General features: G+C 67.5%; 10 protein-coding genes. 3 read left to right on the forward strand and 7 right to left on the reverse strand.

Translation table 11 applies throughout. The features are described from left to right. Positions 1–35: 35 nt before the first annotated feature. On the reverse strand, positions 36–1,205 hold the full coding sequence (locus ADL12_RS03185) for an HpcH/HpaI aldolase/citrate lyase family protein (RefSeq protein ID WP_062698220.1): 1,170 nt from the start codon (positions 1,203–1,205) through the stop codon (positions 36–38). 186 nt (positions 1,206–1,391) lie between these two features. Here ADL12_RS03185 and ADL12_RS03190 point away from each other — a divergent pair, with 186 nt between their 5' ends. Continuing rightward, on the forward strand, positions 1,392–2,201 hold the full coding sequence (locus ADL12_RS03190; RefSeq protein ID WP_062698222.1) for a TerD family protein: 810 nt from the start codon (positions 1,392–1,394) through the stop codon (positions 2,199–2,201). Positions 2,202–2,371: 170 nt separating this feature from the next. Here ADL12_RS03190 and ADL12_RS03195 read toward each other — a convergent pair whose 3' ends face one another. From ADL12_RS03195 to ADL12_RS03220, 6 genes are all read right to left on the reverse strand, one after another. Beyond that, positions 2,372–3,109 carry a TerD family protein gene (locus ADL12_RS03195; protein ID WP_062698224.1) on the reverse strand — a complete coding sequence of 246 codons (738 nt, stop codon included), beginning with the start codon at positions 3,107–3,109 and terminating at the stop codon, positions 2,372–2,374. Between the two features lie 103 nt (positions 3,110–3,212). Further along, positions 3,213–4,361 carry a DUF475 domain-containing protein gene (locus tag ADL12_RS03200; protein ID WP_062698227.1) on the reverse strand — a complete coding sequence of 383 codons (1,149 nt, stop codon included), beginning with the start codon at positions 4,359–4,361 and terminating at the stop codon, positions 3,213–3,215. Positions 4,362–4,486: 125 nt separating this feature from the next. Next, positions 4,487–5,062, reverse strand: coding sequence for a TerD family protein (locus ADL12_RS03205; RefSeq protein ID WP_062698229.1), 576 nt, complete (start codon positions 5,060–5,062; stop codon positions 4,487–4,489). A gap of 122 nt (positions 5,063–5,184) precedes the next feature. Then, a complete protein-coding gene (locus ADL12_RS03210; protein WP_030054588.1) occupies positions 5,185–5,760 on the reverse strand; it encodes a TerD family protein in 576 nt (191 codons plus the stop codon). Positions 5,761–5,900: 140 nt separating this feature from the next. Further along, positions 5,901–6,359 (reverse strand): peroxiredoxin, encoded by a 459-nt coding sequence (locus ADL12_RS03215; protein ID WP_062698231.1) that lies wholly within the window; start codon positions 6,357–6,359, stop codon positions 5,901–5,903. Between the two features lie 121 nt (positions 6,360–6,480). After that, positions 6,481–6,915: a DUF3052 domain-containing protein gene (locus ADL12_RS03220; RefSeq protein ID WP_062698233.1), complete on the reverse strand. Its 435-nt coding sequence runs from the start codon at positions 6,913–6,915 to the stop codon at positions 6,481–6,483. Positions 6,916–7,269: 354 nt separating this feature from the next. Here ADL12_RS03220 and aceE point away from each other — a divergent pair, with 354 nt between their 5' ends. Further along, positions 7,270–10,017, forward strand: a complete 2,748-nt coding sequence (gene aceE / locus ADL12_RS03225) for a pyruvate dehydrogenase (acetyl-transferring), homodimeric type (protein ID WP_062698234.1) — start codon at positions 7,270–7,272, stop codon at positions 10,015–10,017. Positions 10,018–10,106: 89 nt separating this feature from the next. Further along, the gene (locus ADL12_RS03230) at positions 10,107–10,856 is read left to right on the forward strand and encodes a potassium channel family protein (RefSeq protein WP_062698236.1); all 750 of its coding nucleotides are present in this window, start codon (positions 10,107–10,109) and stop codon (positions 10,854–10,856) included. The last annotated feature ends 329 nt before the right edge of the window (positions 10,857–11,185 follow it).

Genomic DNA, 11,185 nt, shown 5'->3' on the forward strand with positions numbered 1-11,185 from the left:
GCCGGTCGGCCGGATGTAGGAGCCGGTCGGCCCGGTCAGGCCGGAATTCCGGCGGCGAGCAGCTCCACGAAGCCGATGTCCTCATTGGCCACGCCGAACACCTCGGCCCGCAGCATGGTCCGCTCGGCCCAGGCGCGATGCGGCTTCACCTCATTCATCTTGTTCGTGTACTGCGACCTGAGTACACCCCCACCGCAGCGCTCGGGCCGCAGGATGTCCTGGGCGTCGCTGAACTCCTCGTGACTGACCACGGACAGTGCGTGCACGGGCAGTACGTGGGAGGGGTGGATGCAGGTCTTGCCGAGCAGGCCGTTGGCCTGGTCCTGCGCGATCTCGCGCAGCAGCCCGTCCATGGCGTGCTCGATGAGCGCCTCGCGCAGTTCCTCGGCCTGCCCCTCCAGGAAGGGGCTGCGGCGCAGCTGCGGCTTGAACATGCGCTCCTGCACCCGGAAGTACTCCCACACCGGCCCGGTCACCGTGAACCCGGTGCCGTCGGCCCGCCCCAGCATGTTCACCACGTCGGCGATCACGGAGGCGACGATCTGGACGTCGTACGCGGTCATGTCCGGGGCGCGGCGCAGCCCGTACGACGAGCAGAAGTCGGTGACGCCCAGCCGCAGCGCGAGCACCCGCTCCCGGTACTTGTCGACGGCACGGAAGATGCCCTCCAGGGTCTCCACCCGCGACTCCCGGTACATCAGCTCGGGCGACTCGAGGACGGGCATGGCGAAAAGCCGCCGCCCGCTGTGCGCCTCGGCGCTCGCGAGGGCCTCCAGGAAGGGGATGCCGCGCTCTTCGGTGAACTTGGGCAGCACGAATCCGGACAGCAGCCGGACGGCGGGACCGAGCCGCCGTACGAGATCGGGGATCTGCTCGGGCGTACGGACCCGGATGAAGAGCAGCGGCAGATCCGCCGCACTGTCGCGCTCCGCGAGGTCGGTGAACTGCCGGACGAGGTTCTCCTCGCCCTCCGCCACGTCCTCGTCGCCGATCGAATCCTCCAGGCACAGCACCATCGAGACAACGCCGCGCCCGGTCTGCTTGAGGATGTCGTCGGTGAGCCGCGGGCGCGTGGCCGGACTGTAGAGCGTGGCGCCCAGGGCCGCGGAGAGCAGCTGTGCCGAGGAGTCCGCGGAGAACTCGCACGGCTCCTGGTGGAAGAGGCGCTGCCGCACCTCCGGGGCGATGTGCCCGAAATGACGCATAGAGCTCCCCCGTGGTGGCTCAGTGGCCCCGTGACCTGTTCACAGGTGGCCGGTAATAGTACGTAGATACCCATGTCAGGGGTTCCCGCAGGGCATGAATTTCTGGTAACGCGGACACACACGAGCGCACACGGCCTGTGTACCCCCGCGTTGTCGTGACCAGGACGGAGAGGGCAGGATGACCGCATGACGCACGCGATGTTGAAGGGGTCGAACGTCCCGCTCGAAGTCACGACGGTACGCGCCGTGCTGCGCTGGACGCCCGGGCAGGGGGTCCCGGATGTCGACGCCTCGGCACTCCTCCTCGGCCCCGACGGTCGTGTGCGCTCCGACGAGGACTTCGTTTTCTACAACCAGCCCCGGCACCCCTCCGGACAGGTCTGGCGACTCGGCAAGAAGCGACTCACCGAGGGCCTCACCGATACGATCCAGACAGATCTGGCCGGTGTCGAGGCCGGCGTCGGTCAGATTCTGCTCGTCGCTTCGGCGGACGGCGTCGCCTTCGACCGCGTACGGGACCTGCGCATCCTGCTGTACGACGCGGCGGCCGCCGACGGCGATCCGCTGGCGTACTTCGACGTCAAGCCGGAGACGGGCGCGGAGACGGCCCTGATCTGCGGCGAGCTGTACCGCCGCGGGGAGGGCTGGAAGTTCCGCGCCCTGGGCGAGGGCTATTCGGACGGTCTCAAGGGCCTGGCCACGGACTTCGGCATCTCGGTGGACGAGTCGGAGGCGATGGATGAGTCCGCGCCGGCCCCCGCGCCGGAGGTCTCTCAGCCCCTACCGCCCGAGCAGCCGACGACTGTAGTCCCACCCCAGCCGGCCTACGGCTACCCCCAGCAGCCCCCGCCGACCCAGCCGGCCTACGGCTACCCCCAGCCCACCAGCCAGCCGGCCACGGCCCAGTCGGGCTACGGCTACCCGCCCCCGGTGACGGCAGCCCCGGGCCAGGAATTCCGCCTGCCACCCCAGGGGCCACAATTCATCGGGCGGTAGCTGCAACGCCTTAAGGGGCGCGGGGCTGTATCGATTTGCGGCTCCGCCGCGATGGGGGTCCCCCCGCTCGAGCGAAGCCGAGAGTGGGGGAGCGACAAGCCACACACAACCCGCAGCCGCAACACAACACAAAGCCCCGAGCTCTTAGGCACAACGGCCAAGACCCAGCGTCAGCGTTCCGCCCTCGTCTTGTAGCCCCGTCCCCACTGCAACCCCCACCCGAACAACCGATCCAGCTCGGCCTGAAACCCGTAAACGAACTTCACCTCACGCCGAACCCAGATCTCCCCCTTCACGTTCTCGATCATCACCACCGCACAGGACCGGGCCTGCGGATGCCGCTCATCGAGGCCTATCTCGATCCGGGGCCCGTTGCTCGGATAGAGCGTGACGATCGCATGGGTCCGGTCGAACGCCGGCGTCTGGTCATAGATGTACACAAAGACCAGCAACCGCTTGATGCTCTCGCGGTGATCGAGGTTGACGTAGATCGTCTCCCCGGACGCCGACCCGAACCGGTCGTCCCCGCTGAGCTTCACATACGGCGGCGCGTTGACGTCCCCGAGGAACCCGCCCAGCGGCTGGACGACCCCCTTCGTCCCGTCGGTCAGCTCATACAGGGCCCCGAGGTCCAGGTCGACGTTGACCATGCTCTGACTGTGCCCGAGCACCTCCGGCGGCTTGAGCGCCTTGAACGGATGCCGCAGCAGACTCTCCCGCTGCGAGCCCCCGATGTCGGACGTCCGCATCCGCCACGTCAGGTTGATCCGCAGATGCCCGGTCGCCGCGCCCTGCTTGGTGAGTGAGACCCGGTCGTGCCGCTTCGTCAGCTCGATCGAGTTCGACGACGCGCTGCCCGAGTCGAACTCGGCCGCCCTGCCACGCCAGAGTCCGTCCAAGAAGCCCATTCCGCCCCCACGTCCCACGAAAGACCTGCGTCACTTGGAAAAACCAGCGGGGCGGCCGGAGGCCCGGCCGCCCCGCTGAGAGCGTTCCTCACCCGCAGGGGTGTCACACCCCGGACGAGACCTCAGTCTTCTCGTCCGAGGCCTCCGCTTTTCCCTCCGCGGCCGCCAGCGCGCGGTTGCGGCGGACGGAGGACCAGAAGGACCAGGCGATCAGGATCACGCCGATCGAGCCGGTGATGAGCTCGGGGATCTCGTACTGGATGGTGACCAGCAGGATCATGGCGAGCGCGCCGATCGCGTAGTGCGCGCCGTGCTCCAGGTAGACGTACTCGTCGAGGGTGCCCTGACGCACCAGGTACACGGTCAGCGAACGGACGTACATCGCGCCGATGCCGAGACCCAGCGCCATGAGGACGATGTCGTTGGTGATGGCGAAGGCGCCGATCACACCGTCGAAGGAGAAGGACGCGTCCAGGACCTCGAGGTAGAGGAACATGAAGAAGGCGGCCTTGCCGGCCAGGGCAACCGCGGAGCGGGGCTTGCCGGCGCGCTCGGCAGCTTCCTCCTCCTCGTGTTCGCGTTCCTCCTCCTCTTCGAGCTTGTCCTCGAAGTAGCCGGAGAGACCACCCACGATCATGTAAGTGATCAGGCCCGCGATACCGGAGAGCAGAACCGTCTCCGCCTTGTCGACGTGTGCGCCGCCGTGCTGGTGGGCGTTGGTCGCGAAGGTCAGCGCCGAGATCAGCAGGACGATCAGCGCGATGCAGACCGACAGCATGTCGACCTTGCCGAGCTTGGCCAGCGGGCGCTCCAGCCAGCCCAGCCACTTGATGTCCCGGTCCTCGAAGATGAAGTCCAGGAAGATCATCAGCAGGAACATGCCACCGAATGCGGCGATCGCCGGGTGGGCGTCGGTGACGAGCTCCTGGTAGCGGTCCTTGTCGCTGAGCGCGAGGTCGACCGCCTCGATCGGTCCGAGCGATGCGCTGATCGCGACGATCACGACAGGGAAGACCAGTCGCATACCGAAGACGGCGATCAGGATGCCGACGGTGAGGAAGATCTTCTGCCAGAAGGCATTCATCTTCTTCAGGATCCCGGCGTTGACCACCGCGTTGTCGAACGACAGCGAGATCTCGAGGACGGAGAGGATCGCCACGATGCCGAAGGCGGTCCACCCCCCGAAGAGGACCGCTGCAACCAGGCCGAGCGCGGTGACCGCGAACGACCAGCCGAAGGTTTTCAGAACCACTGGCTACCCAATCCTGTGTGTACGGGGCTCCCGAGCGCCGCACTCGGCTTTACGAACTTTTGAACCCGAAGTCTAGTCGGCCCCATTCCCCGTCCCACGGGGCCCCGACTTTTGCTCATATCGCGTTATGAGACGTTGACCCCGAAGTCCAGCGCGATGCCGCGCAGGCCCGACGCGTACCCCTGTCCCACCGCCCGGAACTTCCACTCTCCCTGGTAGCGGTACACCTCGCCGAAGATCATCGCGGTCTCGGTGGAGGCGTCCTCGCTCAGGTCGTAGCGGGCGAGCTCCTGGCCGTCGGCCTGGTTCACGACGCGGATGAAGGCATTGCTGACCTGGCCGAATGTCTGGCCACGCTCGTCGGCCATGTGGATGGAGACCGGGAAGACGATCTTGTCGCACTGGGCCGGCACCTTGGAGAGGTCGATCAGGAGCGACTCGTCGTCGCCGTCGCCCTCGCCGGTGAGGTTGTCCCCGGTGTGCTCCACCGAGCCGTCCGGACTCTTGAGCTGGTTGTAGAAGACGAACCACTCATCACCCATGACCCGTCCGCCGGTGCACATCAGGGCGCTGGCGTCGAGGTCGAAGGGGGCTCCGGTGGTGGAGCGCGCGTCCCAGCCGAGCCCGATCATCACCTGAGTGAGGTTCGGTGCGGCCTTGGACAGGGAGACGTTTCCTCCCTTGGCGAGCGTGACGCCCATGTTGCTGGTCCTCCCCGCGTGATGCTTTTTGGTTGTCCTGCGCATCCGGCGCCGCACCCAAACGAATGCGGCGCCGGACTCAGCCAGTGGTGTCCTGAACGGTCACCCCTCGGATGGGGACTTCAGACGTTCACACCGAAGTCCTGCGCGATGCCGCGCAGGCCCGAGGCGTAGCCCTGGCCGATGGCGCGGAACTTCCACTCCGCGCCGTGCCGGTAGAGCTCGCCGAAGACCATCGCGGTCTCGGTGGACGCGTCCTCGCTGAGGTCGTAGCGCGCGATCTCGGCGCCGCCGGCCTGGTTCACGACGCGGATGAACGCGTTGCGCACCTGGCCGAAGGACTGCTGACGGTTCTCGGCGTCGTAGATCGAGACCGGGAAGACGATCTTCTCGACGTCGGCCGGGACGCCGGCGAGGTTGACCTTGATCTGCTCGTCGTCGCCCTCGCCCTCACCGGTGAGGTTGTCGCCGGTGTGCTCGACCGAGCCGTCGGAGCTCTTCAGGTTGTTGAAGAAGACGAAGTTCGCGTCGCTGCCGACCTTGCCCTCCGGGTTCAGCAGCAGCGCGCTGGCGTCCAGGTCGAAGTCGGTGCCGGTCGTGGTGCGGACGTCCCACCCCAGACCGACGATGACCGCAGTGAGGCCCGGGGCCTCCTTGCTCAGTGATACGTTGCCGCCCTTGCTGAGGCTGACTCCCACGAGTCCTCCATTGGTTTCCAGGGGCGGGGAGCCCCGCCGTGCGTGTGATATCGGATCAACGACTCGATCCTAGTGACGGGTTCCCGTACCCCGCAGGCCTTGATACCGAAGAATCACAGGGTGTCGGGATCAGGCCGGGATCAGAGGGTGTCGAGTGCCTTGACGTACTCGCTGAGGTCACGGGCGTCCGGCAGCGCGTTGACGACCGTCCAGCGCACGACGCCCTCCTTGTCGATGACGAAGGTGCCGCGTACCGCGCAGCCCTTGTCCTCGGCGAAGACGCCGTAGGCGCGGCTGACCTCGCCGTGCGGCCAGAAGTCGCTGAGCAGCGGGTACTCCAGGCCCTCCTGCTCGGCGAAGACGCGCAGGGTGTGGATGGAGTCGTTGGAGACGGCGAGCACCTGGGTGTCGCGGTCGGAGAACTGCGGCAGGTTGTCGCGCACCTCGCACAGCTCGCCGGTGCACACGCCGGTGAAGGCGAAGGGGTAGAAGAGCAGGACGACGTTCTTGGAGCCACGGAAGTCGGAGAGCTTCACGGTGGCGCCGTGGTTGTCCTTGAGCTCGAAGTCGGGGGCCTTGTCGCCGACCTGGATCGCCATCGTCGTGGATGTCCCTTCGGTGGGGCTGTTCGGGTGGAACCCCACCCTATGCAGCGACCACCCAGGCCCGTGCAGGAGGCCGGGCCGGGCTTCTCAGCCCGGCCCGGCACCGCCACCGGTCTTACTTCTTGGTCTTTGCGGCCTTGGGCGTCACCAGCCGACTGCCGCTCCAGTCCTTGCCGACGCTGACGCTCTTGGACGCCGACAGACCCGCCGTGGTCGCGGCTTCAGAGATGTCGCTGGGCTCCACGTAGCCGTCACGGCCGGTCTTCGGCGTCAGCAGCAGGATCGCGCCGCCTTCTTCGATGTACGTGGTGGCGTCCACCAGCGCATCCGTCAGGTCGCCGTCCTCGTCGCGGAACCACAGCACCGCGGCATCGGCAACGTCGTCGTAGTCCTCGTCCACGAGCTCGCTGCCTGTGACTGACTCAATGGCCTCGCGGAGTTCCTGGTCTACGTCGTCGTCGTAGCCGATCTCCTGGACCACCTGCTCGGGCTGGAACCCCAGCCTCTCGGCAAGGGTCCGCTCCTCCGCGTGGTCCGCGGTCGCGCTCACGGGTTGCCTCCTGATCATGTCTTGGGAAATAACTCAGCCACGCGCGTGCGCGAAGCATTGGCCGTAGTCCACACGGGCGGGACGGATCGCGCAAGTACCCGGCCGTTCAGACCGCCGAAACGGTGACGATCGTGAACGTGTCACCGCAACTCCAGGCACCCCATCATCGTCCCAAGGTGACGTACTGCACGCCAATCCGCCCCCGTTTGGGCGTTTGGGAACCATCAGCGGGTACTCCGCCGTTACCAGGACCGGGTTACCTCGCAGTAGAGATGACGTTTGGCGCCCCGAGGTACACGATGGGGAGCGGTGCAGACACCCAGAAACACGGCCCTCTGACAGGTAAGGAACAGCGTGGCTTCCGGATCCGATCGAAACCCGATCATCATTGGCGGCCTTCCGAGTCAGGTTCCTGACTTCGACCCCGAGGAAACCCAGGAGTGGCTCGACTCCCTCGACGCCGCTGTGGACGAGCGCGGCCGGGAGCGGGCCCGCTATCTGATGCTGCGGCTGATCGAGCGGGCCCGCGAGAAGCGCGTGGCCGTGCCCGAGATGCGCAGCACGGACTACGTCAACACGATCGCCACCAAGGACGAGCCGTTCTTCCCGGGCAACGAGGAGATCGAGCGCAAGATCCTCAACGCGACCCGGTGGAACGCCGCGGTCATGGTGTCCAGGGCCCAGCGCCCCGGCATCGGCGTCGGCGGCCACATCGCGACCTTCGCCTCCTCCGCCTCGCTGTACGACGTGGGCTTCAACCACTTCTTCCGCGGCAAGGACGAGGGCGACGGCGGCGACCAGGTCTTCTTCCAGGGCCACGCCTCTCCGGGCATCTACGCGCGCGCGTTCCTGCTGGACCGTCTGAGCGAGCAGAACCTGGACGCCTTCCGCCAGGAGAAGTCGAAGGCGCCGTACGGGCTGTCCTCCTACCCGCACCCGCGGCTGATGCCGGGCTTCTGGGAGTTCCCGACCGTGTCGATGGGCCTCGGCCCGATCGGCGCGATCTACCAGGCGCGGATGAACCGCTATATGGAGGCGCGCGGCATCGCCGACACCTCCAAGTCGCATGTGTGGGCGTTCCTGGGCGACGGCGAGATGGACGAGCCGGAGTCGCTCGGCCAGCTGTCCATCGCCGCCCGTGAGGGCCTGGACAATCTCACGTTCGTCGTCAACTGCAACCTGCAGCGGCTCGACGGCCCGGTGCGCGGCAACGGCAAGGTCATCCAGGAGCTGGAGTCGATCTTCCGGGGCGCCGGCTGGAACGTCATCAAGCTGATCTGGGACCGCACCTGGGACCCGCTGCTCGCGCAGGACCGCGACGGCATCCTGGTCAACCGGATGAACACCACGCCGGACGGCCAGTTCCAGACGTACGCCACCGAGACCGGCGGCTACATCCGCGACCACTTCTTCGGCGACGACCAGCGGCTGCGCGCGATGGTCGAGGGCATGACCGACGACCAGATCCTGCACCTGGGCCGCGGCGGTCACGACCACCGCAAGATCTTCGCCGCCTATTCGGCCGCCCGGGCGCACAAGGGCCAGCCGACGGTGATCCTCGCCAAGACGATCAAGGGCTGGACGCTCGGTCCCAACTTCGAGGGCCGCAACGCCACGCACCAGATGAAGAAGCTGACGGTCGACGACCTCAAGCGCTTCCGCGACCGGCTGCACCTGCCGATCTCCGACAAGGAGCTGGAGAGCGGGCTCCCGCCGTACTACCACCCGGGCCGGGACTCGGAAGAGATCCAGTACATGCACGACCGCCGCCAGGGCCTCGGCGGTTACGTCCCGACGCGTGTCGTACGGTCCAAGCCGCTGGCACTGCCGGACGACAAGACGTACGCGACCGTGAAGAAGGGCTCCGGTCAGCAGTCGATCGCCACGACCATGGCGTTCGTACGACTGCTCAAGGACCTCATGCGGGACAAGGAGATCGGCAGGCGGTTCGTGCTGATCGCGCCGGACGAGTACCGCACGTTCGGCATGGACTCGTTCTTCCCGAGCGCGAAGATCTACAACCCGCTCGGCCAGCAGTACGAGGCGGTCGACCGCGACCTGCTGCTCGCCTACAAGGAGTCGCCGCAGGGCCAGATGCTGCACGACGGCATCTCCGAGGCGGGCTGTACGGCGTCGCTGATCGCGGCGGGTTCGGCGTACGCCACGCACGGCGAGCCGCTGATCCCGGTCTACGTCTTCTACTCGATGTTCGGTTTCCAGCGCACCGGTGACCAGTTCTGGCAGATGTCGGACCAGCTGGCGCGCGGTTTCGTGCTGGGCGCGACGGCCGGCCGTACGACGCTGACCGGTGAGGGCCTGCAGCACGCCGACGGCCACTCGCAGCTGCTCGCCTCGACCAACCCGGGCTGTGTGGCGTACGACCCGGCGTTCGGCTTCGAGATCGCGCACATCGTCAAGGACGGTCTGCGGCGGATGTACGGCGGCGACGCCGAGCACCCGCACGGCGAGGACGTCTTCTACTACCTCACCGTCTACAACGAGCCGATCCAGCACCCGGCCGAGCCGGAGAACGCGGACGTCGAGGGCATCCTCAAGGGCATCCACCGCTTCAGCGAGGGCACGGCGGGGTCGATCCCCGCGCAGATCATCGCGTCCGGTGTGGCCGTCCCCTGGGCGATCGAGGCGCAGAAGATCCTCGCCGAGGAGTGGAACGTCAAGGCCGACGTCTGGTCGGCGACCTCCTGGAACGAGCTGCGGCGCGAGGCCGTGGAGTGCGAGGAGCACAACCTGCTGCACCCGGAGGAGGAGCAGCGGGTGCCGTATGTGACGCGCAAGCTCAGCGGGGCCGAGGGGCCGTTCGTGGCCGTCTCCGACTGGATGCGGTCGGTGCCGGACCAGATCTCCCGGTGGGTGCCGGGGACGTACCAGTCCCTGGGTGCGGACGGGTTCGGGTTCGCGGACACGCGCGGTGCGGCGCGGCGGTTCTTCCACATCGACGCGCAGTCGGTGGTCGTCGGGGTGCTGACCGAGCTGGCGAAGGAGGGCAAGGTGGACCGGTCGGTGCTGAAGCAGGCGATCGACCGTTACCAGCTGCTCGATGTGTCGGCGGCGGATCCGGGTGCCGCGGGAGGCGACGCGTAGCGTCGCCGGCGTCAACAGCTCGAAGGGGTGGTGTGCCCGTGGGTGACCTGCGGGATACACCACCCCTTCACGTTTCCTACGATGCGGCCATGAAGCAACCGCTCGCGCAAGTGCGTTGGGAACGGCGTACCCAGCGGCCCCTGTTCGCCCTGGCCCTGGCGTTCGCCGTGGCCTATGCCGTGCCGATCGTCGAGCCGGACGCGAGCCATGAGGTGGTCTCCGCCTGTCTCGCGGTGGAGTGGGTGGTGTGGGGCGCGTTCGCGCTGGACTACGTCGTCCGGCTCGCTCTCGCCGAGCGGCGGGGGCAGTTCGTACGCAGCCACTGGTTGGATCTCTGCGCGGTCGTGCTGCCGCTGGTCCAGCCGCTGCGGCTGCTGCGGCTCGTGGCCACGCTGCTGCTCGTCGGGCAACGCGCCCGGATGGCCTCGCAGGTGCGGCTCACCACCTATGTCGCCGGGTCGGTGGTCGGGCTGCTGATGTTCGGCTCGCTGGCCGTGCTGTCCGTCGAGCGGGACTCACCGAACGGGAACATCAAGACGCTGGGTGACGCGGTGTGGTGGTCCTTTACGACCATGACGACCGTGGGGTACGGGGATCATGCGCCGACCACGGGCGTGGGGCGGGTGCTCGCGGTGGGGCTGATGCTCTCGGGGATCGCCCTGTTGGGTGTGGTGACCGCGAACATCGCCGCGTGGTTCATCGCTCGGTTCGAGATGGACGACGTGGAGGAGCGGCGGCAGACGGAGGCGATACGGCTGCTCACGGAGGAGGTCCGGGCCTTGCGGGCGGAGGTTGCTGCGCTGTCGGGGGAACCGGTGGGTGACGAGCGGGTGCGTTAGCCGGTTGCCGGGGTGGGGGCGGGCAGGGGGGTCGCGCAGCCCGGCGCTTGCGGGGTGCCGCCTCTCTTTGGGTCGGGAGCCGCCCCAGCGGCACGACTGCCCGCAGGCTACGTAGGCTGCAACGCCCTAAGGGGCGCGGGGCTGTGTCGATATGCGGCTCCGCCGCGTGGGCGCGACCAGCCCCACACAACCCGCAGCCGCCATCGAAACCCAAGGCACCGAGCTCTTTGGCGCTAGATGTACTCGGCCGGGAGGTTGGTGACACGCCTGCTACCGGTTGTTGATCGTGAATGGACCTCCGGGCGTAGTGGAGATTGCCGTCTTCACTC

Origin of the sequence: Streptomyces regalis, assembly GCF_001509475.1 — a bacterium.
Classification (GTDB): domain Bacteria; phylum Actinomycetota; class Actinomycetes; order Streptomycetales; family Streptomycetaceae; genus Streptomyces; species Streptomyces regalis.

Excerpts from the sequence above, each read along its gene's own strand:
- ADL12_RS03185 (WP_062698220.1), bottom strand. The coding sequence starts at position 1,205 with ATGCGTCATTTCGGGCACATCGCCCCGGAGGTGCGGCAGCGCCTCTTC.
- ADL12_RS03190 (WP_062698222.1), top strand. The coding sequence starts at position 1,392 with ATGACGCACGCGATGTTGAAGGGGTCGAACGTCCCGCTCGAAGTCACG.
- ADL12_RS03195 (WP_062698224.1), bottom strand. The coding sequence starts at position 3,109 with ATGGGCTTCTTGGACGGACTCTGGCGTGGCAGGGCGGCCGAGTTCGAC.
- ADL12_RS03205 (WP_062698229.1), bottom strand. The coding sequence starts at position 5,062 with ATGGGCGTCACGCTCGCCAAGGGAGGAAACGTCTCCCTGTCCAAGGCC.
- ADL12_RS03215 (WP_062698231.1), bottom strand. The coding sequence starts at position 6,359 with ATGGCGATCCAGGTCGGCGACAAGGCCCCCGACTTCGAGCTCAAGGAC.
- ADL12_RS03230 (WP_062698236.1), top strand. The coding sequence starts at position 10,107 with ATGAAGCAACCGCTCGCGCAAGTGCGTTGGGAACGGCGTACCCAGCGG.